The sequence below is a fragment of the Chitinophaga sp. YR573 genome, from assembly GCF_900110995.1.
Classification (GTDB): Bacteria; Bacteroidota; Bacteroidia; order Chitinophagales; family Chitinophagaceae; genus Chitinophaga.
This window is the reverse complement of record NZ_FOJF01000001.1, coordinates 4,138,985-4,163,287: the sequence shown is the minus strand read 5'-3', so window position 1 is coordinate 4,163,287 and position 24,303 is coordinate 4,138,985. Positions and strand designations below refer to the sequence as shown.

At 38.0% G+C, this 24,303-nt stretch carries 21 protein-coding genes and 5 tRNA genes; 17 read left to right on the top strand and 9 right to left on the bottom strand.

The genetic code is table 11. The features are described 5' to 3' along the window. Window positions 1-88: 88 nt before the first annotated feature. Together BMW86_RS17565 and BMW86_RS17560 are read right to left on the bottom strand one after the other, a co-directional pair. Window positions 89-1,204: a FecR family protein gene (locus BMW86_RS17565; protein WP_089783019.1), complete on the bottom strand. Its 1,116-nt coding sequence runs from the start codon at window positions 1,202-1,204 to the stop codon at window positions 89-91. 80 nt (window positions 1,205-1,284) lie between these two features. After that, on the bottom strand, window positions 1,285-1,824 hold the full coding sequence (locus tag BMW86_RS17560) for an RNA polymerase sigma-70 factor (protein WP_177189291.1): 540 nt from the start codon (window positions 1,822-1,824) through the stop codon (window positions 1,285-1,287). A 343-nt stretch (window positions 1,825-2,167) separates the two neighbouring features. Between BMW86_RS17560 and BMW86_RS17555 the strand changes: the two genes are divergently transcribed. The 12 genes from BMW86_RS17555 to BMW86_RS17500 all read left to right on the top strand — a co-directional run bounded on the left by BMW86_RS17555 (window position 2,168) and on the right by BMW86_RS17500 (window position 14,051). Further along, window positions 2,168-2,980 (top strand): helix-turn-helix domain-containing protein, encoded by an 813-nt coding sequence (locus BMW86_RS17555; RefSeq protein WP_089783017.1) that lies wholly within the window; start codon window positions 2,168-2,170, stop codon window positions 2,978-2,980. Window positions 2,981-3,187: 207 nt separating this feature from the next. Continuing rightward, window positions 3,188-3,889: a hypothetical protein gene (locus tag BMW86_RS17550; RefSeq protein ID WP_089783016.1), complete on the top strand. Its 702-nt coding sequence runs from the start codon at window positions 3,188-3,190 to the stop codon at window positions 3,887-3,889. Then, window positions 3,886-4,833 (top strand): c-type cytochrome, encoded by a 948-nt coding sequence (locus tag BMW86_RS17545; RefSeq protein ID WP_255372939.1) that lies wholly within the window; start codon window positions 3,886-3,888, stop codon window positions 4,831-4,833. The genes BMW86_RS17550 and BMW86_RS17545 overlap by 4 nt, the downstream gene beginning before the upstream one ends. A 29-nt stretch (window positions 4,834-4,862) precedes the next feature. Then, the gene (locus tag BMW86_RS17540; RefSeq protein ID WP_089783716.1) at window positions 4,863-5,273 is read left to right on the top strand and encodes a DsrE family protein; all 411 of its coding nucleotides are present in this window, start codon (window positions 4,863-4,865) and stop codon (window positions 5,271-5,273) included. Between the two features lie 63 nt (window positions 5,274-5,336). Continuing rightward, on the top strand, window positions 5,337-5,648 hold the full coding sequence (locus tag BMW86_RS17535) for a hypothetical protein (protein WP_089783015.1): 312 nt from the start codon (window positions 5,337-5,339) through the stop codon (window positions 5,646-5,648). A 297-nt stretch (window positions 5,649-5,945) separates the two neighbouring features. Then, complete coding sequence (locus tag BMW86_RS17530; RefSeq protein WP_177189290.1) at window positions 5,946-6,740, top strand: helix-turn-helix domain-containing protein; 795 nt, start codon at window positions 5,946-5,948, stop codon at window positions 6,738-6,740. A 68-nt stretch (window positions 6,741-6,808) separates the two neighbouring features. Then, complete coding sequence (locus BMW86_RS17525) at window positions 6,809-7,819, top strand: S41 family peptidase (protein WP_089783013.1); 1,011 nt, start codon at window positions 6,809-6,811, stop codon at window positions 7,817-7,819. Window positions 7,820-8,254: 435 nt separating this feature from the next. Then, a complete protein-coding gene (locus BMW86_RS17520; protein ID WP_089783012.1) occupies window positions 8,255-9,004 on the top strand; it encodes a LytR/AlgR family response regulator transcription factor in 750 nt (249 codons plus the stop codon). Continuing rightward, window positions 9,004-10,938, top strand: a complete 1,935-nt coding sequence (locus BMW86_RS17515) for a sensor histidine kinase (protein WP_089783011.1) — start codon at window positions 9,004-9,006, stop codon at window positions 10,936-10,938. The genes BMW86_RS17520 and BMW86_RS17515 overlap by 1 nt, the downstream gene beginning before the upstream one ends. A 180-nt stretch (window positions 10,939-11,118) precedes the next feature. Next, the gene (locus tag BMW86_RS17510) at window positions 11,119-11,829 is read left to right on the top strand and encodes a WG repeat-containing protein (RefSeq protein WP_089783010.1); all 711 of its coding nucleotides are present in this window, start codon (window positions 11,119-11,121) and stop codon (window positions 11,827-11,829) included. Between the two features lie 87 nt (window positions 11,830-11,916). After that, a complete protein-coding gene (locus BMW86_RS17505; RefSeq protein ID WP_089783009.1) occupies window positions 11,917-13,347 on the top strand; it encodes a tetratricopeptide repeat protein in 1,431 nt (476 codons plus the stop codon). Between the two features lie 62 nt (window positions 13,348-13,409). Then, window positions 13,410-14,051: a hypothetical protein gene (locus BMW86_RS17500; protein ID WP_089783008.1), complete on the top strand. Its 642-nt coding sequence runs from the start codon at window positions 13,410-13,412 to the stop codon at window positions 14,049-14,051. Window positions 14,052-14,301: 250 nt separating this feature from the next. Here BMW86_RS17500 and BMW86_RS17495 read toward each other — a convergent pair whose 3' ends face one another. Together BMW86_RS17495 and BMW86_RS17490 are read right to left on the bottom strand one after the other, a co-directional pair. Then, a complete protein-coding gene (locus BMW86_RS17495; protein WP_089783007.1) occupies window positions 14,302-14,871 on the bottom strand; it encodes a DinB family protein in 570 nt (189 codons plus the stop codon). A gap of 68 nt (window positions 14,872-14,939) precedes the next feature. Beyond that, complete coding sequence (locus tag BMW86_RS17490) at window positions 14,940-15,434, bottom strand: Crp/Fnr family transcriptional regulator (protein ID WP_255372938.1); 495 nt, start codon at window positions 15,432-15,434, stop codon at window positions 14,940-14,942. An 817-nt stretch (window positions 15,435-16,251) separates the two neighbouring features. Between BMW86_RS17490 and BMW86_RS32855 the strand changes: the two genes are divergently transcribed. The 5 genes from BMW86_RS32855 (at window position 16,252) to BMW86_RS17480 (ending at window position 16,788) form a co-directional block, all read left to right on the top strand. Beyond that, window positions 16,252-16,327 (top strand) — tRNA-Pro (locus BMW86_RS32855). A 30-nt stretch (window positions 16,328-16,357) separates the two neighbouring features. After that, window positions 16,358-16,430 (top strand) — tRNA-Phe (locus BMW86_RS32850). Window positions 16,431-16,444: 14 nt separating this feature from the next. After that, window positions 16,445-16,517 (top strand) — tRNA-His (locus BMW86_RS17485). 6 nt (window positions 16,518-16,523) lie between these two features. Then, window positions 16,524-16,599, top strand: a tRNA-Pro gene (locus tag BMW86_RS32845). A gap of 116 nt (window positions 16,600-16,715) precedes the next feature. Continuing rightward, window positions 16,716-16,788: transfer RNA gene (locus tag BMW86_RS17480), tRNA-His, on the top strand. Window positions 16,789-16,968: 180 nt separating this feature from the next. On the opposite strand, the gene BMW86_RS17475 is transcribed toward BMW86_RS17480, so the two are convergent. The 5 genes from BMW86_RS17475 to BMW86_RS33355 form a co-directional block, all read right to left on the bottom strand. Further along, on the bottom strand, window positions 16,969-17,613 hold the full coding sequence (locus tag BMW86_RS17475) for a hypothetical protein (protein WP_143056605.1): 645 nt from the start codon (window positions 17,611-17,613) through the stop codon (window positions 16,969-16,971). A gap of 216 nt (window positions 17,614-17,829) precedes the next feature. Beyond that, on the bottom strand, window positions 17,830-20,814 hold the full coding sequence (locus tag BMW86_RS17470) for a DEAD/DEAH box helicase (protein WP_218149160.1): 2,985 nt from the start codon (window positions 20,812-20,814) through the stop codon (window positions 17,830-17,832). Window positions 20,815-20,850: 36 nt separating this feature from the next. Continuing rightward, window positions 20,851-21,699: a GIY-YIG nuclease family protein gene (locus tag BMW86_RS17465; protein ID WP_089783004.1), complete on the bottom strand. Its 849-nt coding sequence runs from the start codon at window positions 21,697-21,699 to the stop codon at window positions 20,851-20,853. 99 nt (window positions 21,700-21,798) lie between these two features. Next, complete coding sequence (locus BMW86_RS17460; RefSeq protein WP_089783003.1) at window positions 21,799-22,962, bottom strand: ATP-binding protein; 1,164 nt, start codon at window positions 22,960-22,962, stop codon at window positions 21,799-21,801. A 603-nt stretch (window positions 22,963-23,565) separates the two neighbouring features. Next, window positions 23,566-23,817: a nucleotidyl transferase AbiEii/AbiGii toxin family protein gene (locus tag BMW86_RS33355; RefSeq protein WP_410492559.1), complete on the bottom strand. Its 252-nt coding sequence runs from the start codon at window positions 23,815-23,817 to the stop codon at window positions 23,566-23,568. Window positions 23,818-24,303: the final 486 nt, after the last annotated feature.

Sequence of the window (24,303 nt, the reverse complement as noted above, 5' to 3'; positions counted from 1 at the left end):
CAAATAATAGACATGACCTCCCCCTGCTCCTTAGGCAGGAGCCTGAAACATTTTTCATCATTAAGCGATAGTTGGTAGATTAATTAAATTACTGGCTGATCTCTCCATTATAGGGCAGAACAATTACTCTGTCCCTCTCTATTTTGAAACTTGCGCTGCCTGTGGCTGATAGCATAGATAACAGTTGATTCAAAGGGATATTCCTTTCTGTTTTTACACTAAGCCTGTTATCGGCCGGCAACTGGCCCTGATAAACAACATTCACACCGTACCAGTGAGCGATGTCTTCCATAATAGATTGCAGACTTTCACCCCTGAAAATGAACAGACCGTCTTTCCAGGCAAGGGTTGCTTCCATATCCGCGGTAGCCACCTGAAATGTACTGCCAACTTCCTGTCCTGGTTTAAGCGTTACCTCTTTTGCATCTGTAGTGACTTTTACACTTCCGGATACCAGTGATACCTTTTTTGTATTAACATCCCCATAGGCACGAATGTTAAATGCGGTACCCAAAACAGTTACGTTCATACCTGCCGTTTCGACTACAAAAGGATGAGCGGATTCCTGAGCGACTTCAAGGTAGGCCTCCCCCTGAATGGATATCCTTCTTTCATTTGCTGCGAAGCGGTTAGGGAAACGCACCGTAGAGCCGGCATTGAGCCAGAGCTGCGAGCCGTCCGGAAGGCGTAGCTGATAGCGGTTTTCCACAGGAACGCGTAAGGTGAATTGTTCAATAGGGGCTTCCTTGATGTTATCTTCGAAGCTGAGCATACCTGGTTGAACGTTCGCATTACCGTTGCCGATTCTGAATGTGGTGTCTGCGTTGTTATTGATTACGACTTCTTGTCCATGCGGGCCAGTCAGAACGATCCCTTGTTTCCTGATTGTAATTTTGTTCTCGTGCTGACGTGTTCCCAGCCATACTACGGCACCCAGCAGCGATGCTGCCACGGCTATTCGTATTATGATGGTCCTGAGTGGTTTCCTCCTCCTTTTCATCAGGTCTTGCCATCCTTCTTCCGGGTCAAACTCCCTGAAAGGATGGTTTTCCGGCTCTTCAAGTACGGTTTTAACCCTGTCAAACAATTCCGCATTGGCTGAACGCGCAGCGATCCAGGACTGCAGTTCTGCCCATTCAGCTTCGGTGATTTCACCTGCCAGCTCCTTGCTGATAAGGTTTCCTATATGAAGTTCGTCGTTCATCGTTAACAGCTTTTCAGCCTCGCTCTTATAAATAATACACCGTCGTTTTGCTTTTGTCTAAACAAAGGCAAATTATTTTTTTAAGGGTGTTGTTTAAACATAGAAAGAAAAACGAGGAAGGTTTGAAAATTAAGGAATTGACGCATCAGTTGCAACCCCCGCCGCTTCTGATTACGTACAGTACTGGCACTTATACCCAGCAGTTCTGCGATTTCTTCGGATGTTTTGCTGCTGCTCATACTCAGCTCTATTACTTTCCGGCATTCATCTGGTAGCCGGCCTATGGCATGCAGGATATCGCGATAGACTTCTGCTTCTATTATTGCATTGCTTATATCCGGGTCCATTTCTTCCTGTGTGCTGGCCCATTGTGTTTCCAGGGAGATACGGCGGGTAGTACCGCGCAGGTAGTTGAGAGATGCATTTTTTACGGACTGGTACAGGAAAGCCCGTACTCTGTCGGGATCGTTTTCCAACCCCTCCTTTTTCTGCCAGCTTTTCAGAAAGACATCCTGTACCAGCTCTTTGGCTACATGCGTATCGTTCAGCAACTTCCTTGCGAAGAAGCAAAGCGACTGGTAGTATTTCCGGTAAAGTTGTTCAAAGCCGTCCTGGTCCATACAGTTGTAAAATGGAGGGGTATTGCATTTCGGTGATAAATCTATAAAAAAAATCCGGTTTGGGCAATGTAGACAGAAGACGGGGTAGGGTACTGATGCAAAAGACACACTTCTGATCATGTAAAGTCTATACTGAATAATGAAAACTTTTAGACAGGTTATGGTAGGCATAGCCCTACTTAAAGGAGGCATCAACTTTACCCGAAAAGGCAATATCAGAAACCAGGCATACCCTTGTTAATCATTTAAATTTCACCTTATAGATTGATTTGTAATAAATTAGGCCCTTTATTCACAAATATTCCATAATTTATAAGCTGAATTTCAGGTAAAGCGTTTGAATATGTTTAAGGTGCAATCTTTCCGGTCACACAGATCGTTACAGGATTATATACTTTCTTACCTGATCCTGGAAAGTGATTTCCAGGAGGAAGCCAGCCGGAAGATGACCATATTGCCGCACCTTATCCAAAACCTCGTATTTAATCTAGGCCCACCGGATAAGGTTTATGATATTACCAATAAGGAATATATAGGATCAGACAGCATTATAGGCCCGAACGATACTATTTGTGAATTCTGCATTTATACGGGAATGAAAAACCTGGTGGTAAATCTTAAACCAGGTGCCTGCTTTAAACTCTTCCATATTCCGGCAACAAAATTCACAAATAAAAGTACTGATCTGTCGGTTGTTGCCGGTTGTCAATTACATGAATTAGGGGAGCAGATAAGAGCATGCAGTAACGGAGAACAACAGATTGCTATCCTGGAAGCATTTTTTATCCGCCAGTTGTTAAGTGAAAGAAAATATTCAAGAAATCTGAACGAGGCGATGCGGTTGATATATGCAGCAGATGGGAATATTACCATTCGGCAACTGGAATCGGGAACCTATCTTACTAAACGTACTTTAGAAAGAAGTTTCCTGGAACAAACAGGGCTTCATCTGAAAACATTTTGTCGCATTGTTCGTTTCCGGCGAACGATTGAATACATAGAAAAAGAAAAGAATTTTCAATGGTGTTTGTTGGCCAGCCGGTTCGGGTACAGCGACCAAACCCATTTTATCAATGAGTTCAGGCATTTCGCGGGATGTTTGCCGCATGAATATCCTGGTTTCCGAAGCAGTCTGGAACAGGCGTTGGGAATTTAAATTTTGTCACTTTTATCCGATAGTCCCCACTCTTATTTTCCTAAATTAGCATCACCTGTAATTCCCCTTATTAATACGGTTAATTCGTATTAATGATGTCGAAAATGCATCTCCTCTTCGAAATCCCCGTTTTCCATTAAAGCCGTTTTATTAACTGCATGCTATTGCTAATAGCTGATCCTATACGTTCATCAAAATAGCAACCATATGAGTTATACTGAAAATGAATCAACCAATCGCCGCGATTTTCTCGGGAAGATCATCGCAGGGGCAACAGTGTTTACTGTGCCGTCTTTTGTTCCTCTGGACCTGCAGGCAGCGTTCTCCCCGGAAAAAATGAATACTGGCCTTGAAGACCCCGAAACATGGGTGAATAAAATCAAGGGGAAACACAAAATGGTGCTGGATGTAGTTCGTCCACACGATATATTGCCTTTTGCCTGGCCTAAAGTGTTTTTATTAACCAATGCAGCTACGGGCACACCCGAAAAAGAGTGTTGTGTGGTGGTGGTATTACGTCACGACGCGATTCCATATGCGATGAAAAGTGAGCTATGGGCCAAGTATAAATTCGGAGAACTATTTAAGGCAGATGATCCTGCCACAAAAGCTCCGGCAGTCAGAAATCCTTTCTGGGAGCCTAAACCGGGAGATTTTAAAGTTCCGGGCGTTGGAGACGTAGCCATTGGGATCAATGAACTACAGGACAGTGGTGTATTATTCTGTGTATGTAACATGGCGATAACAGTGTATAGTGCAGTGGTGGCACAAAACATGTCGCTCGATGCTGCTGAGGTAAAAAAAGAATGGATTGAAGGAATCTTACCGGGGATACAACTGGTGCCTTCTGGTGTGTGGGCTGTTGGTCGTGCCCAGGAACGGAATTGCGGCTATTGTTTTGCGGGATGAAACAGATTTCTTTCCGGGTGTTGTGGAGCATGTTGTTGCTGGGATTGATCCTGGTTGTTATTAAGCTGTTTTTCAGCAAGCATCATGTTAAAAAGTCAATGGTGATGTTATGGATAGCTCCCGATACGGGTACGATCCCGCATACACCAAATGGCGCAATGATCCGGTATGGCCGGGACCTTATTGCGCATACCTCCGTATACCTGGGACCTAAAGGAAAAATAGCGGCCATCAGCAATGGTATGAACTGCCAGAATTGCCACCTGGAGGCGGGCACTAAAAGCTGGGGAAACAATTATGGCGGCACAGCATCTACCTACCCGAAATTCAGGGAAAGAAGTGGTACCGTTGAATCGATTGCCAAAAGAGTGAATGATTGCCTGATCCGCAGTCTGGATGGTAAAGCGCTTGACAGCAACAGCCGGGAGCTCAGGGCCATGGTAGCCTATATACAATGGCTGGGGAAAGATGTACCTAAAGGATACAAACCACCAGGAAGCGGAATAAAAGAAATGGTGTATCTGGAAAGAAGTGCGGATACCACAAAAGGTAAGCTGGTATATGTGCAGCAATGCAGTAAATGCCATGGAGAAAATGGCGATGGGAAATCATCTGCAGATGCTGTTGAGTACGTGTACCCGCCTTTGTGGGGAGAGAAAACTTATAATACAGGTGCCGGCCTTTACAGATTATCGAGATTTGCCGGATATGTAAAAAACAATATGCCGTTTGGCGCTGCGCAATTAACGGATGAGGAAGCCTGGGATGTGGCCGCCTTTGTAAATTCACAACCACGTCCTGTTAAAGTATTCCCTGATGACTGGCCAGTAATAAGCACCAAACCGGCAGATCATCCTTTTGGACCGTTCGGCGATACCTTTTCTGAGCAACAACATAAATACGGGCCTTTTGGTCCTATTCTTCATCAAAAGAATGCCCGTTAATATTCATCATTTCAAATAAAAATATGATCATGAAAAAGCTGTTCATACTTGTTGGGTATTTGCTTGGATATCTCGCATCTTATGCCCAGGCTGATTACAAAGTAATATTTGATATTACCAGTAAATCAGTAGAGGATCATAACACGGTGATACGGCAATTGAATGGTATTTTGAAAGGCAGTCCGGATGCACAGCTGGAGGTAGCCGTTTATGGTGATGCACTGGATATGGTATTGAAAGATAAATCAAAAATTACCCCTGCCCTTACGGAGCTGCTGAACAATAAAAAAGTGAGCGTAAAAGTATGTGGTGCTACCATGAAGCGGAATAATAAAGATGCCAGTGAACTGATCCCGGGTGTTAACGTTGTACCGGATGCCATTTATGAAATAATCACTAAACAGAGAGAAGGCTGGGGGTATATCAAAGTGGCGCATTAGTGAAGCGTAATACTTGCTTAATTTCTACATAACATTTTATTTAAAAATCAAAAACACAACAACATGCGTACAATGTTAAGAGTGACGATGGATGTAATTGCGTCAAACAAAGCTATCAAAGATGGTACTCTCAGTGAGATTATCAATTCCACTATGGACAGAGTCCATCCTGAGTCCTCCTATTTTACAACTATTGATGGGTGCAGAGCCTGCATAATGGTTTTTGAGCTTCATGACCCATCCGAGATCCCTTCTATTGCAGAACCGTTTTTTGTCAGCTTGAATGCCAAAGTTGAATTTTCTCCTGTTATGAATGCGGATGATCTGAAGAGAGGACTTGAAATGACGGCAAAATCCTTTGCGATGGCCTTGTAATTCTTTGCCGGAACGGAGTAACTAATTACCAACCAGCAGGTGCCGTGATGTAAGGCTGCGAATAGCGGAGCTGAACAGAACGGCACCTACTGGTTATGGTAACCGGATTTAAAGCCTGTCTATGTCAAAAAGGGATGAACATTACTGAACCACAATCGGATGAAACAACCTATATTCTAAAACATTGGCGTATTCTTCTATCCGTAATCATTATCCATTGTATCTTTATTTCCCGGGAATGTTCCTATTTTTCCCGGAACTTCTTTTATAACCTAAATGGTTAAGCAAGCTCATTATATGAAAGTCAATTTTTATCAGCCGATCCATCCCATTCTTAAAAAATATATCGAAGGTTATTATTTCATGTTAAAGGATGAATCTCAACTGCCGATCAGATATCTTACATTTCCAGACAACTATTTTATTTTGTCAGCCTGCCAGAATGCATCTATAATTCAGGAAAAAGGATGGTTGGAAATTCATGAATCTTCATCAGAAAATCTGATCATTGATTTTGTTTCCAGATGCTCTGTTCCTACAGAAATCCTTTATCAGCAGTCTATTAATGAAGTTACTGTGTACTTTAAACCGTTGGGAATTTATCACTTCTTTGAGGCAGATACGAGTATAGGTTTAAAAGATAAAATTCAGGATTCAGATTTTAAAGAAATAATGGATCGTATCTTAAAAGAGTCCGACAGGAAGACACAGATACAGTGGCTGGAAAACTATTTGCTTTTGAAATTCAAGCTGAAAGATTTGATGCTTGCTTATACAATAGTCTCTGATTTTGAGTCTGAACTTAGTATAGAAGAAATTGCTACAAAAAGCAGCATTACAAGACAATATTTAAATAAATTATCTAAAAGATATTTAGGCAAACCTTCTTCTGAATACAGAAAGATTCAGCGATTCCGAAAAGCCTTGATCTCAAATAAAAAAGTAAAGAATCTCACAGAACTTTCCTATGAAAATCTTTTTTATGACCAGTCGCATCTTATTAAAGATTTTAAGGAACTTACCAAAATAAGCCCCAAAAAGTTTTTTGAAAATGTAGATACGGAACAGAATAATATCTGGTTATTTATTTAAGTTTCCATTTTTACAATTTATATCCTATTCATTGAAATACTTTTGTGGAAATATTACATTCTGTTTTCATGAAAAAATTACTTACGGGGATTTTCCTCTTTCATTCTATCATCTCCTATGCACAGAGAGATAACAATACAAAAGTACTGTCTGATATTACAGAAAAGGTACAGCAATATTATATTGATGGAAATGCTTATAAAAAAGTAGACTCTTTATTTCAAAGTGAAGTTAAAAAAGGGGCTTTTGATAATGTAAGTAAAAAAGACTTCGCAGTGTTGCTTACCGAAAAGTTAAGAACAGGTATTGAAGACAAGCATTTTTTCGTTAAATATATCGAAAATTATACTCCCGAAGAGAAGATAAATGAGAAAGAAAGGGAGAAATTATACAACTTTCAAAACAGTCTTGAAAATTTTGGATTTGAAAATGTTCAAAGATTAGAAGGCAATATCGGTTATATTAATTTCAAAGGGTTTGCAGACCCTAAATCAAGTGCAAGAGTATTAGCATCTGCAATGAATTTTGTTGCCAATACCAATTCTCTGATCCTTGACCTTAGGGAAAACGGTGGAGGAGATAACGGAATGCTTCTCCTGTTCTGCAGTTATTTTTTTAATACTAAAACCAACCTGTATACGACTTATTTCAGGCATACAAATAAAACCGTCCAAAACAGCACACAATCAAAGGTTTCCGGACAGAAATACCTTCATAAAAAGATATATATTCTGACCAGCAATAAAACATTTTCTGCAGGTGAAGCACTTGCTTATTTTTTACGGCAAAATAAATTAGCTGAAATAATTGGTGAAAGAACGGGTGGCGCAGCCAATCCCGTAGACAATTTTATTATTCAGGATCAATATTTGTTGCTTGTTCCGGCAGGAAAAATTACATCATCAGTAAGTCATACCAATTGGGAACATATTGGTGTAACTCCTGATCAGGAAACAAAAGCTGAGAATGCTTTAAAAACGGCCCATGTTAAAGCGTTAGAAAATATTTTAAAAACCGAAACAAAAACAGAATTAAGTATCCCTGAAATAAAAAATCTTATTAATAAACTAGAGCAATAAGGTATGAATTATAATCAATAAAGCTTCTATTGAATACTTTGAAACCGTACAAAACATTGGAATACAGACTTTTTTGAAACTTTTGCGAAAAACTAATTCTGAAGAAACGATGAAAAATATCTGGAAGAAAGCTTTAACACTGAAAAAATTAAAGCAGAATCCAGATTCATTTTTCTTCATTGCATGAGAAGAAGACAGGATGAAACTTCTTTGGAAATCCACCCTTCAAACCCCAACCAAACCCCGGTCAATTCTACAACACTCCCCCAACATTCTCTGCAGCCAATCAGCAAAAGAGGTGGTACTTCAATCCTCACTAACCGGAAAACAGGATTATAAATTTGATGATTTAATGAGGATTACGTCTTTATGGATAATTAAAATCAATAAACAACCATGATTAAAGCCTAATTTTAGGTATTAATAATTTCCTGCATGTACCAAATAAAAACATTAATTGTAGAAGACGAGCCTGCGATAAAAAAAGAGCTGGAATGGTTGGTTTCGCAAGAAAAAAGTCTAAAGTTAGAAGCCACAGCGGCTACAGTTGGGGAAGCCTTACAAATGATAAAAAACACAAAACCTGACTTAGTATTGATGGATATTCAGTTGGCCGATGGTACCGCTTTCGATATCCTTAATCAGCTGGATGAACCTGCTTTTCATATTATTTTCATCACCGCTTATAATCATTTTGCCATAAAAGCCATTAAATATGGAGCATTGGATTATCTTCTGAAACCAATAGACAGTGAAGAATTCTCCATAGCGATACAAAAGCTTAGGAAAGTTAAACATACTGATTATCAGGGTCAGATTAATATTCTAAAAGAACATGGTTTGGCAAAACCTATTGGGATGAACGATATCATCTGCATCACATCATTAGATTGTTTGCAAATGATACGGCTGAATGAAATAATATATCTTTCAGGAGAGGGTTCTTACACCCAAATTCACCTTGAAAACAATAAAAAAGTACTTGCTTCCAAACCTTTAAAATATTACGAAGACCTCTTACCCGGTGATTTTTTTATAAGAACACATCAATCCTATATCGTGAACAAAAACTTTATTGACAAATATCTGAAAACAGGCGTAATGATAATGAAAGACCTTTCTGAAATCCCTGTTGCTACGCGTAGAAAAGAGTTCATTTTAGATCACTTAAGTCCCTTTAAATAATGAACAGAGCAGTTCTATTTTTTTTACCGCTTCTGGTAATTTCCTGTCAATCGAAACCCGAAAATGCATCAACCGCTCCGGAAGAATTATTGAAAAGGCTAGAGGTAATAAACGACAGCCTCGACCAAAATAAACAGGTGGATAAACTCGCTTTCTGGGCAAGTGAACTCAAACAAAAAGATTTCGCTGAAAGTAGTCCTAGTTTAGCTTTCATTCATTATCATATTGCCAAAAATCTGGTAAAATCCAATACTGATAGTGCGAAATACCACATTAATATCGCTTTAGATCTGATAGAAAGGGAAAAAGAATTTAATGAGCTGAAATTTACTATTTACAATGGAGCCGGATTAATCGCAGAAACTGAAGATAAGTTCTATCAGGCAGTGTATTATTTCAATAAATCTGCTGCCATAATAATGAACGATGATTCACTTCAAAGTAAACCTTTATCCAAGGTAATCTGCCTGCTCAATGCAGCTCAGGATAATAAAAAAATCAATCAGTACCAGAAGGCCGTTCAACAAAACCAGCTCGCGCTAAATATTTTGAAAAAACTGCCGAATAACCACTACAACTACTATTTCCGGGCATATTCACAATTATTTACATCTTGTGCAGAGGGCGGTATTTACAACACAGATTCACTACTTTTTTACCTAAAAGAACTAAGGAATATTTCTGAGAATACAAAAGACTTAATGCAAATCAGATTTACTAATGAAAATACGGCAACCTATTACTCATTAACCAATCAGTATGATACTGCAATACGTTATTACAATCTGGTAAAAGAGTACGATACAGAAAATTTACTGGCCAATCCCGACAAACAGAATGCAGTAAGAAACAGCTATATCACCTTAGCCAATCTTATTGATTTATATGTTCGAACCCGGCAATTCTCCGAAGCTGCACACTCAATTAAGGATGCCGATAAAATTGAATACCAACATTTACATGGACTTTCTTCTTATGAAAAATGCCTGAACAAACAGGCTAAAATGCACTATTATTTTGCCATAGGTAATAATATCAGAGCTCAAAAAGAAGCAGACGAGCTATCAGAACTAAAAGATAACATTCTCATAAATTCGGGTATTCAGGCTACTGAAGAGATGGCCACTATTTACCAGTTACAATCGAAGGACAGGTCTATTCATAGCCTTAACCGAACAATTGATTATACAACACAGCGTCTTGAAAACAATAAGCTATTGTTGTTTATTTTCGGATTACTGGCACTACTTGCAGTTTCCTGGGCCATGCTGCTTTATTTTATCCAACGGCAAAAAAGACAAAAACAGGAAAAGGAGAAAATCCTACTCCAACAACAATTACTACGAACGCAAATGGAGCCGCATTTTATCTTTAATACTTTATCGGCACTGCAAAGTTTTATCCGGTTTGATGAAAAGGAAAAGTCGATAAAATATCTAAGCCAATTCAGCAAATTGCTCCGAAGCAGCTTAGAACTAAGCCGAAAAACCTATGTTCCGCTCGACGAAGAATTAGATGCCATAGAAAACTATCTGAGTTTGCAACAAATGCGTTTCGAATATACTTTCGGATACGAAATCGCAACACCGGATACGGATACATCAGCAATATTAATTCCTCCTATGCTGATTCAACCTTTCGTTGAAAATGCCATTATCCATGGCATAGGTAATCATTCTAATAAAGGATGGATATCATTAGAAATTTCCCCGCAGGAAAATCAATTGTTAGTAAAAATAACCGACAATGGAAAGGGTTGGGGTAATACGTCTAATGCGAAAGCCAACCATCAGTCTTTGTCGGGAACAATAGCCAAAGAGCGTTTGGAAATATTAGCGAAAGAGAATAAAATGAAGGCCAACATAGAAATTACCTCCAATGACAGAGGTACTAGTGTTTTGCTTACGCTTCCAGTGAAAAACCTGAGGCATTAATGCGGATTTAAAAAAGATCACCACGAATATCCGGTAATCCCTGGCGAATTTATATCTACTTAAATTCGCCAGGGATTTTTTTTGAGGTTTGTATCCAACGATTAAGCTTTTTATGTCTTCAGTAACAAAATCATATCCCATAAAGATTAAATCACCTGTGAATTTTGAAAACCTCAATTAATGATGATGAATAAAAACATGAAATACATTTTTCTGCTGTTGTGCATTTCTGCTATTTCCTGTGCTCAGGAAATTAAAGACAGCTCACAAAAAACTCCCATTGTACGCGAAAAGATAAAGGGATACATGGATAAAAATAGCAACTCCTGGATATGTGAAGATTCGTTGTATATAACCGTTTCTGCCGGCGACAGCCTCACGCAGTATTTCACGGTACTAAAGCTGGATACGGGTGGAAAACCTATTAGTATGGGGCTTATTAACCGACAAGGGGAAATAATAGTTCCCTTCATTTACGATGGTGTGTATCCAGTATTTACTGATAGTGTTTGCCAGGTGAACAAAGCTGACAAATTAGGGCTGGTAAATTTTGAAGGAAAAGAAATTGTAGCACCTACCTATGAATACATAGCCGATAAGGCTGAAGATGGTCTTTTGCGTGTAGGCATGTATAATCTTTACGGTATGATTAACCTTAAAGGTGAAATTGTGATTCCTATAGTGTATCGGGATGCTGGCGTAGCAAATGAAGGAATGGTGGCAGTAATGATTGAACCTCAAAGATGGGGATACGTTAACCATAAGAACGAAATGGTTGTAAAACCTGAGTTTACCTATGCGGATAAATTTGAAAACGGAAAGGTGACTTTGCAAAAAGCCGATGGAGAAGAATACAGCGTTTACAAAGATGGAAAGGTTGAGAAAAACTGAACTCTTAATTTCAATATCAGATGGTAGGTGCGACTACCAATCCCCAGGCATATTATCTCAATTATATTAAAAAACAAATAGTTAATTATGAAACATTTACTTCTTGCCCTGTTTACACTTATATCCTTAACCAGTTCAGGGCAGGATAAAATTCAAAAGAGAATTAATTATGTACGTAGTTTCCGGAAAGAATCAGACAAAGTCATAGTGGAACTGGGCAATAACCCACAATTATGTTTTCTCCAGATGAAGAACAATCCCAATTTCGCTATGTACTCAGCATTACTAAAACAGCATGCGCAAAAGGATTATTTCCGGAGTAGAAAATTATTCGAGATAGGAATTGAAGAGGAAACCAATAATATAAAATTCTTCAGGGTTTTGAATAAAATTGAGGAAAAAAAATATGAATATCTCCAACCATCCCCTATCATTTCTGTAGCAGCGGTTGCGGTAGATGAAGAGGCTGAAAATCTTTATAAGGAGGCACTTGATATTTTTGACAAAAAGCAATATGAGGATGCAATTGATACTATTAACAAGGCAATAGTAATAAATACACAAAATACTGATTATCACAAATTTAAAGCATATTGTTTATCCTATTTGAAACAATACAAGCAATCCACAGATGAAGTAAAGTTTGCACTTGAAATGGACCGGTCCAATGCCGAATTATACGAGATCATGGCAAACAATTTCTATTTTTTAAAAGACAACGAAAATGCAGTTAAGAGCTACGAAAAAGCAATTGAATATGAAAGGGAAAATCTTCCCAGACTTTATCATAATTACATAAGATGCTTAATTGAAATACCCACTCCGCAAAGAGCAATAGAAGTTTACAAACTTTACCAATACCGTACAGATGCAGAGACCGCATATCCAGATGATACTGAAAGATTTTCCAACGACTTAACTTTTTATGCCGGACAAGCCTATCAACAAATAAAAGACTGGAAAACCGCTTTTGACATTTACGATAAACTGATCGTTATGTATCCTGATGTTTATGGCTATTATGCTCAACGAGGAAGGCTTTACCAGGAAAGAGGGGATTTTACAGGAGCCATCAAAGACTTTGAAACAGCACTGAAACTGGATACAGCACAAAGTATTTTACTAACAAACCTGGCGCAGATATATCAGGAACTTCATGACTATAAAAAAGCTGAATCCGCTTATAAAGAATACCTCAGTAAAAACCCTGAAGATGCCATAGAAATAGGTAACTATGGATACCTTTTACTTGGTAAAGAAGAATACAAAGAAGCGCAGATAATGTTCGAAAAATCCATTGAGACTGATAACAAAAATATAGATACGCATATAGGGCGTATCCTTGCAGCATATTTTCTCGGAGATACCGAAAATAAAAATAGATTCATCGCAAAAGCAAAACTGCAATTCCCGGAAATTCCAATCGACACGGCAACATTAAAAACATTAATAAAAACAGGTAATTACTATTATCCTCAAAGAATCATCCTTGTTTGGGAAAATGCAATTTTTCAATAAAACAGCATGCTCTTATTGAGGAAAATATTTTCATTGAGGTATAATACTTATTAAATAAAAATATGAAGAAGAAAAAACTGCTGACAATTTCAGTCACCCTTTTACTATTAACCTTTCTATTCTTAAAGTATATTGTTGGTTTTAGTCATATACCTAATCACTTTGAGCATGCAAAAGCATTATTATTCTCTTCAGGAAGTTCTGAAGATAAAGCTTCTCCATTATCGAATGACGTAGCAATAGATGACACAGCAATAGATACCGCGGCTGCAGTAAGCTCGCCTGATTATCCTTTTGATACAACCGGCATGACTTTAAGCGCTGAGGAATTAGAAAGAATAAAATCTTACCATTATGAAAATTTAAAAAAAGCTAAAAAAGCGCCTACTGATGAGGAAGCTCAGGCAGCCCTTGTACGACTAACCCAAGGTAAACTTACGGAGTTTATAATGCATGAAAATGTGAACATAAAAATTGGCAAATGCTATGAGAATCCTAATACCGATGGAAGCTTTACTTGTGTGAGTTGTATGGTATTTATTTACGATCGAAAATCAAAAGACGAATCTGTTAACGAAGCAAGAATACTGATTAAACCGGCTTATGACTTCTACCAGGCATCAGAAAATGATTGGTGGGAAGCAAAAGATATTTCACTTAATATCCCGTTTGATCATAAGTTATTTAAACAGTATAGTAAGTAGTGCGTTTTAAAAAATGAGAAGCTATTTTCAAGCAAAGATTAATTTAAAAGAATACATCTTCGAGAACTGAGTCTTGTGGTCTGAAAATAAAAACGGGAACAATACATTTTACTGTAATGTTCCCGTTTCTGTGGAAAAGGCGGGGTATATCGAAATGGTTTGTGTCTGCGCCATATGTTGTTGATAATGCTTAAAGCTACCCGCCAAAAGCTGGTTGGGCAAGATCATGAATAGGGTGCCTATACCCCGTTCAGCCAGCAGCTGCAATCTCCGGACAATTCATCCTGGCCTGTCTTATATGTCGCTCGTCATGGAAGATGACAAACTGCAGCGCGTCTCCCACCTTCAATTTGAGGAGCTTAAGAATAGACACCGGTATACGCGAATGGTTGAGGTCCGCCTGCCTGGCTCGTTGCAAACATGACAGCAGGGCTTCCTGTTGCCGGATGAACTCAGCAACAACGGTGTGAGCGTCCAATTGCCGGTCAGGCGTGTAGGCCCTGAATGCCCGTAGTTTCTTTTTACCGGTAACGGGGTCCATCAACCGGGTGAAATACCCGCCAATCATTCCGCTGGTAAATGTCCCCCCCGCTATCTTTTTCTGCTGTCCGGTAAGGGCCTCGCGTATAAGTGGTATATAATATACGCCATACCGGTTCAAATGCTCGAGACATTGTGCGATGCTCCACCCTCCTGTCGCAGAGAGCTTGAGCAATGGCTCATCCTGCATGTTCTGAAATTCCTGCACAGCCGTCTGAATATGATAATTCACCATGTTTTCCAGTGTGTCTAGCAATTTATCTTTGTCAATAGGTTTCATGCTACATTGTTATTGGGGCAAAATTATCAGGCAGCCGGCATTTCCACCTTGGTAAAAACCAACAAAACTTAAAATTTGGGCTTATTGATCAATTTACTGAAGTTGGTGGCGTCCATTCCCAGGTAGTTGGCGATGTATTTATGGGGTATCATTTTGAAAATATGCGGGCTCCTTTGCATCACCTTATCAAATCTTTCTTCGGCCGAGTAGCATTGAAGCTCCACCAGTCTCTCCAGCACTCCCGATAGTGAATACGTTATACCTATCCTGACCAATTGTTCAATTCCCGGGCGGGCCTTCATAAGCCTGTCCAGCTCTCCGTAAGGTGCCCGCAGGAAGGAAGAAGGCGTCAGCGTCTCGTAAAAATAGCGGCTTGGCAGCTGTAATAGCAAGGCATCAAGCACACCGCCAAAAGATGGTCCATAAGTAAATACCAACGTTGCCTCCCGGCCCTGGTCGTCGAAATAATAGACACGCTGCACGCCTTCGATCACAAAGTACAGGTAACGCTCCTGAGCCCCCTCTGCTGTAATGATCTCCTTCCTTTTCGCAGAAAAAGGCATCCATATTCCGGAAAACATCTCCCTGTCCTCTCCAGAGATTGGGTGGACGGCATTCACAAATGCTTGAAGTTGCAGGAGCGCCTCAGTCATAGGACGAATATACGGTGATCGATCGGTAAAAAACAGAAAGTCGGTTGCGTAAAAAAGATGCATATGCTGCTGCGACTTTTGTCAGTGTAAAGCCCCGTTTTACATAAAAATCTCATTAAATTAATGATTGGAAAAGGCAAGCAGATAGCAACTTCACCCCATAAAAAAACTCAACATTTCTGCTAAGGCTTTTTCGTGGAAAATACCTGAATATCTTTAAAAAGAGGAGAAAGCGAAATAGGTTTTTATTGTTTAAATTCTCTGCTGTCAAATAAAATATGAAGTGCCTTCTATTATAATCTCATGGAATCAACAAGCTACTTTTCTCTGACAACAATAGAGCAGATAGCACCTTTAAATAGGCTACCAGTGTATGAATTAGTTAACAATGGTATTAATAAATCAGACAAATAATATCTGGAATATTTTTTTATTTCAAATATTAATATCACATTTGCATCATGAAAGCAAATATACATATACCGCATTTTTTTCCGTTTGCCATTGGCAGGGGATCGTTGTGTATGTAATTAAAATACAAATAACACAATATTGAGCCCCGGAAAACCGGGGCTTTTTTTTTACTTTTTTGAATCAGATTTTCATGAAACAATTTCAACATATACCGTTTTTGCCGTTTACCATTGGTAAGGGTTTGTTGTGTACATAATCTATTATAGATAACACAAATAAAAAGCCCTGGACCATCGTCTGGGGCTTTTTATTTAGAGTAGTGTCGGGAAATGGTGATTCCGTCTTCCTTTGGAGGGAAGGGTATGCTGGTTCGAGTCCAGTCTACTCTACATAATGTTTGTGTAATGCAGACATAACATGGTGCAGAAGCTAACTTGGTAGAAGCGGCAGTCTGAAAAACTGCAGGAAGTGGATCGTAACCACTCTGTACCACTTGTTTTTTTTATGGTGATAGTAGTTTAATGGTAAAACACCTGAATGTGGATCAGGAGATCAGGGTTCGATCCCCGCTAATCACCCTTACTTAGAGTAGTGTCGGGAAATGGTAACTCCGTCTTCCTTTGGAGGGAAGGGCATGCTGGTTCGAGTCCAGTCTACTCTACATAATGTTTGTGTAATGCAGGCATGGCATGGTGCAGAAGCTAACTTGGTAGAAGCGGCAGTCTGAAAAATTGCAGGAAGTGGATCGTAACCACTCTATACCACTTATATTTTTATGGTGATAGTAGTTTAATGGTAAAACACCTGAATGTGGATCAGGAGATCAGGGTTCGATCCCCGCTAATCACCTTTACTTAGAGTAGTGTCGCGAAATGGTGATTCCGTCTTCCTTTGGAGGGAAGGGCATGCTGGTTCGCGTCTACTCTACATAATTCATGGGAATTTATATTTCCAATTATTAATCCATTTGTTGATTTTTAATCAGGAGCTACTTTAGTCCGTGTATATTCATAGTCTTAAAGTTGGGGTTTTACGTTTTCTTTTTAAACTCCATATAGGTGGCAGGCCAAATATCTTCTAGCCATGGATACCCTATTCCTAGTCTAATCTGTGCATCTATTTTCTTCCATAAAATTAAAAACTCATTGCCTCTGTCAGCAAACCAGTTATCCGCCATCTCAATAAAATATAAACATTGACTATATGGAGCATAAGAATCTTTCTCGAATTCATAAAGTGGCATAAATTTACTATCCAATATTCTGTTGGATAATTCAAAGTATAGTTTAGAACAAATAGGTGGGTATTCTAAAAGTCTGATCTGATGGAAGATTATATCATATATTCCGCAGGGTAACCAAAGAAGAGAGTGATCACTAAATAACTCCCCATTATCAAATACAGAGATTGCCTGCCTCAACATTATTTCAAGAGCTATCCCAAATTCCTCAATATAATCAAAGTAGAAAAACCCATTGCTTCTAAGGGCTTCCGTCAGCGACGCAAGGTTCCTATATTCTTTTTGTTCAGCATGGATTCGCAGTAATTGAAGAAGTGCCAGGCTATTAAATCGTACAAGCTCTTCAGACATTTGGATTGATTCAAGATCAAAATAACCTTCTGAAAACCACTGTTTCATCCACGATTGATATTCTTCAAAATCTATTGGTTCCAATTTTCGTTTGTATTACACTTTTGAAAACACACACTTAAATTACGATCTTATTATAAACCTTTACATACCCATTTTTTGTGGCAGCAATTATTAATATCCCATACCCAACATTCGAAATGGTTTATGGAGAAAATAAGCAGAATTATCTGCATCTAATTACTCCATGTTTAAAGATAAACTATGAATGCTATTGCAAAAAGGTCAGCCCACTCTATATCAAACCAATCGTTCTGCCAAAGTATCTTTCCAGATGATGAATCCTTTCTGTTCATTAGAATAGTCATGAACAATTCGGCTAAAATTTTCTGGAGGAGTGGCAAGAAATCCTTGTCTGCCCTGCTTACGGATAATATCCAATTGCCTATCGATTTCTTTCAGATAAAAAGGCAAACCAGGTATATTCTTTTCAAAATGCCATAAATAACTGGCTTCTTCTGTATCCAATGTTTCTAAGACAACATGCAATTGCTCCTCCCCCTCCAGGAGGAATACAAAAGAAAATGGTTGCAATACAAACCGGATTTTAAGCAAGTTTTTGGCATGTTTATCAGCAAGATATCGGAGTTGTCTGGAATGTTTATACTGGCTATGTTTTAATACATCCTCCAGCAATTCATTTACTGATTCATATAAGGCTTGTTCAGTTTGAACCTCGTTAACATTAAGAATGTTTTGTCCCAAAGAAGCAACTTTTCCAAACATTGTTTTAGTAACGAAACGGAAACGTACTCCTTCTATCACCTCTTTATTTATTTTTTTAATATCCTCAGATACAGCTGATTGAGAAAGTAATTGATCTTTCTCAATTTCTGCGTATATCGAAACACAAATAGATTTGCTACTTAGCGCCTTTGCAAAATAGGGTTTCAGTACTTCAAATTCCGGGCGGATGTCCTCATTCTCAATTTCAAATTCCAGACTTCTATTTGCTTCTGTAAATAAATAGGTAAAGGCAACACTACCATATCTGAATTCCAGAGAATCAATAGTAACCTTTATCTCTTTCTCAATGGTCAGAACCTTACTTTCCGTCACAACATCTTCTACCGGATCATCAAATAATGAAGCTTGTTTCGTCAATTTTCTATAATAAGTATTACGCTTTAAGAATAACTTATTTAGATAATCTATTTTAATATCTTTATAGTCATATATGACAGGAGTTAGCTCTGAACGCTGTACTCTCCCAATATACTGAATCAGCTTACCTTCAAAGGAAAATGGATAAACAAGAAACAAGCAAGTGGCATTATGCAAATCGGTTCCCTCTCCGAAAAATTGCCCTGTAGTCACCAATGCCTGATAATTACCAGTGTTCAATATTTCCCATTTGGCATCCCTGCTGACAGCAGAATCATCACCACTTAATGTTATTACTTCATAAGATTGTTTCAGATATTGGAATAATGAATCAATATGTTCCTTTCGTTCGGTAAGAATAACCACCCGTTTACCGCCATTCAATTCACTGGTTATATCCTTTAGGATCAGTTTATTCCGGGAAGAATCATGTACCAAAATTTTAGACAGTGTTTCAAACCGGTCTGTTTTCTGATTAAATGGAACATCCAGTTCTGTATTCCGGACTATGATAGTAGCCTGTCTGATCTTACCTGTTTGTTGGGATGTTAGTTCTGCTATGATCTCACCAAGGTGAATGAAAATCAATTTCCCATCATTGTATTTCCGGAAAGGTGTAGCAGTTAACCCATATAGATAATAGCTATTAAATTGTTGTATAGTGCTGTGGTAACTTTCGGCGGTGATATGATGACACTCGTCTATAAGAATTGTACCAAAAGCGTTTTTAAGCACTGCCCCGTCAGGATTATCTACCTCTTTTGCCAAACTCTGTATTGTGGCAACGGTAACTCGTTTACCAAGTTTAGATTTCCCTTGCCCTATTTTACCAATTTCCTGTTTAGGTATTCCCAGGAAGGTTTCAATTCTTTCTATCCACTGATCCATCAATTGTTTTCTATGGACGACTATAAGTGCAGGTTGTTGTTTGTCAGCAATTATCTTTAATCCAATGATTGTTTTGCCGGAACCAGGAGGAGCTGTAATCACTCCCATATCTTTTTTTGACGATGCAATAATTGCTATATCCTGATATTCTCGCAATACAGTCTGAAACAGAAAAGAAACATTCTCCTTCCTTACTCGTTGATCATTAAATTCAAAAGGAATAGTAGCATCTTTGCAAAAACGTAAAAGTTTCCCAATAAATCCTCTCGGCAAGATTACATGATCCTCCGTTTCCTCAATAAATCGAAAAAATATTTCCGTACCAAATGTATTTCTGCCAACCTTCTTCTTAATGATAAATTCCGTATTAGCAAAGTTCAGTTCCTCTTTCAGAAAATTAATCAATGAAATAGGAATATCAATGCGGTTGAGCCGGATAGTATTACTTAATGAAATAGTTAGTCCTTTGCTCTCAGAAGAAATGCTATTGACATGCTGATTAGATGAAATGGATTGATAACATTCCTCTAACTTTTGGAAACTTATTTTTTGAATGGCTCCAAGATAAGCCCACTGATCTGGAAATACGTCTAATGTGTTGTGGTTGATAAAGCAGCTATTCCCTTGCTCCCATGAGATTTTATGCAAAGGCAAAGCTATAAGATTACCTAGTCCTTTACCAGAAAGTTTATCCTGATTGGGAAAGAGTCTGTCGAAGCTGGAATTTTTATCAAATGTTGAAATAATACCCGCTTCCGTTAGTAGTGCTAATACAATCTTTCTGCTTTTACTTGCTGGATAAGGCTGCTGAAAGAAAATCCATACATGCCCTCCTTTACCGGAACGGGAACGCTCAAGATAGGCAGGAATACCCTTTTTCATACAGAGTACTATAAATTTTCTGCTATCTTCTACCCAATTCTTTTCGTCAAAATCCGCAGCGATAAGCCAGGAAGTATTATCCTGCAATAGCGGATAAAGGCCAATTAATTGTGTCCCATTCAGGTGCTTTGTTATTTGTTCATTTGTTAAGGGTAGATAGCTCTTTTCGGAATAGTTCTCAAAAGTACCACCCTTCATCTTATGCATTCTGTAACGGAATGGATCGTAAAAATATGCTGGCATATAGCCGCTTTTCGGTTCCTTTTCCCAACGAATAGCAAATACATCGTTCCTACCCTTAAATAAAGACGTAAATAAAGCAAGTTTATTATTAGATTCCAGACTTAACATTCTTTTTATTCAAGAAATACTAATATTATTCTGTCTTTATAGTTCAAACTGTTTCAATTGAATACCGACTTCAGTCTTCCATTCCAAAGGACCACTAGCTGACCGAGCAAGGATGGCGGCAGCTGCACGAGATGGGGAATTAAAAATGTAATCTTTGGTCAAAATATAAAAATCTCCTTTCTGCAGGAGTATGCCATCAGCTAACATTTGCATTCTTTCATTACGCATACTTTGTGTTAATGCGGGTTGTTCCTGTTTGATAAATAATGAATCTTTAAAAACAATAAATCCTTCAGTAGATGGTCTACCAATACCGTTAGCCCCAGCACCATTCCTACAATAAAAAAATTCTTCCTTTGTTGGGTTAGTTTCAATTGTTTCATCCAATGTTTCGAAAATCTTATAGCCAAGTGTAGCTGTGAGTATTTTAATGTTAGCTAAAAACTCTTCCAATTCGGCTTGCTCAGCTTCCGATAGTTCAGATTTTGTTGGATTATTTTGATCCAACTTATAACGGCCTGCTTTTACTGCCAACTCGTACAATCTATGTTCAAGGTATTTTACGCTTGCCTTATTTAAGTATTTATCTTTACTACCAAAAAAAACTACTTCATTCCAAAACTCTTTATTACTTATGTGTTGTATCAGGCGGTCATAAATAATCTCAGCCTCACCAATATAAGCTGCATCTTCATTATTTTCGTTCTTTCCAACCAGAATATATATACCGGGCTTCTGAAACTCAGATCGGGTAAAATATTCCTTTACCTTAATACGAGGGACTTTTATACCAATTCCTGTCCAATTACTGAGCTCCGCAGTAGTAAGTCCATTTGTTGTACCATCCACCAAGAATAAACGTATTGTCTTGCCAAATATGTTCATTTTGTTCTATCGTTGATGTTTTAATTTATTCATGTATAAAGCGTCATTCCTAATTAATGAACCTTATATTCTTTCATTTCTTGTACCGACATTATACCATTAATCAGAAATGTTCTTCCAGCTTAACACATTATATTGGGTTCTTTTTTCATTTTCTGCACCACCATAAATGAGGGTTTTATTTACTTCAGCAGGAGCAGATATTTCTTCAAAGCGATCCATTTCTTTGAATAAACCAGTGTTGATTGTTTGTGTTGCTTTAATCTCGAAAATTGAAAAACCCATCCCCTTTTTCATGAGTAAATCAACTTCATGAGCATTGCTATCCTGCCAGAAATAATAATCCTGATGAAGGTATAGGTGATGATTCTTTTTTTGGTATTCTGCAAGGATCATGTTTTCAAAAATATGTCCTTTTAGCCTGTTTTCCTCTAGTTCCGCGGATGTCCTTATTCCCAACAAATAATTTAATAAGCCTGTATCATAGAAATATAGCTTAGGGCTCTTGATCAATCGTTTATTAAAATTCTCGTGATACGGTTGTAAAAGAAAAATAATATAACTGCTTTCAAGTATTGAAAGCCATGCTTTGGCCGTAACATGAGATATATCGCATTCATTAGCTAGGGCACTAAAATTTAATAATTGTCCGGCACGGCCAGCACACATATCTAAAAATGTTCGGAAAACTTTCAGATCCCTAATATTCAATAATTCAGTAACATCTTTTTCTATGTAAGTCTGGATATAATTAGCATAAAATATTACGGGATCAATATCGCGGTCAAATATAGCAGGATAAAAACCTTTAACACTTGCTTTAGCATATGGATCAGCCAGTAAACCATTTGTTTTTAATTCCTTGAAATCCAATGGAAGTAATTTAAACAGGGCCACCCTGCCTGCCAGAGTTTGAGTGATGCTATTAAACAAATGAAAATTTTGTGAGCCGGATAATATGTATTGCCCCATTATTTTAGATTCATCAACCCGGCTTTGAATATAGGAGAACAACTCAGGCACACGCTGCGCCTCATCAAATATTACTTTTTTATCATATTGATTCAAAAACCCGATTGGGTCTTCCGTTGCAAATGAACGTGTATTTGGATTCTCAAGAGAAACATAACGATAATCACTAAAAATTTCTCTTAATAGCGTTGTTTTACCTGACTGCCTAGGACCAGTAACTGCAAGTACAGGAAATTTTGATTGCTGGGCCATAATGATTGGTGTTAACTGTCTTGGAATAAATGCGCTCATTTTGCTTGATTTCCATACTAATTTAGGAAATATATTCAATTTACATGAATAAAATTTTCAATTTACATAACATTTATTTTCAATTTACATAGAAAAGAATATCTGTGCCAACTGTCATTACTAAAGAATAAGCGAAGTTTTTGAAGCGTCTGAGCGAAATAAGGAACTATATTATCCGGCACATGGAACATACCCTTTACAAAACGGTCGTATTCTCCTAAGTACTCTGGTTCATTGCTTAATATGCCTAAAACAGTCTCAAACTTTTTATCAATGGGCAGACCTGCTATTTTCGAAGAAGACCGATTATTCTGATTAATAATTTCTATAGCGAGGGTCTTAAAGCAGCTATGAGCAATAGCACGATCACTTAAAATAGAGAGGTCATAGATATGCCGGACCACATCAGGATCATCATTAACTTGTCTAGACTCCCTTTCTGGAATGCGCCAGATGATAGCACTCAGCTTATCAGAAGCATTCTCAACAGGATCCGTACAGCCTATTGATTCAACTTCCGGTGATTGCGAAGATAGTTCATTGATAAAAGAAGAGTCAGGTAAATGAATAGGAAGTAGTGCCAGGTCAGCTATTGTAATTCTACTAAAATATATGGTAATTGATCTCTATAGAAAAGAAATGATTTTCGTTTCTTGCCATTATATGCGCTTCATTCATCAGGAAGACCGTTTTTAACTCTACGATGACTACATGTTTAAACGTGGAGAGGAGTCGTTTTTGTTCACTCCGGCTTTTTTGCGCAAGACAGGGTGTTATGATTCTGAAATCAATATCTTCAGAAAATCGTTGAATGAGACCATGTGCTTTTGATAACGCAGTCCCACCAGTAAAAATGATTTGAAAATCCTAATAATGAATTTTCGAAATTTTTCGGATCACCTCGGTAACATATCAATCCTTTTCTACTTCACCTTTCCCCCAATACGTTCTCTTAGATTTAAAATTTGTTTAAAAGTATTTATTAATGCTTTTAAAGCGAATTATACATGAATACATATGTATATATACATATATATTTATAATACTGGTTTTTATAGACTAAAAGATTGAAATATAAATTGGGATTTAGCTTATTTTGCAGAGAGTTTAATGTTAAAGTCTTCTTTTATAAAGAAAAAAGCGAGGACCCGAATTAAAGCTGTTTTAACGGAAAAAGCTAAAACTAACAACTGGCTTGCAGAAGAATTGGGTAAACAGAACGACCATATCAAAATGGTGTACTAATCAAATGCAACCTACCATGGAAACACCTTTTGAAATCCCGTATATTTTGGGTATTGACGTAAGAGAATTACTAATGCTTATAAAAAAAACTATATA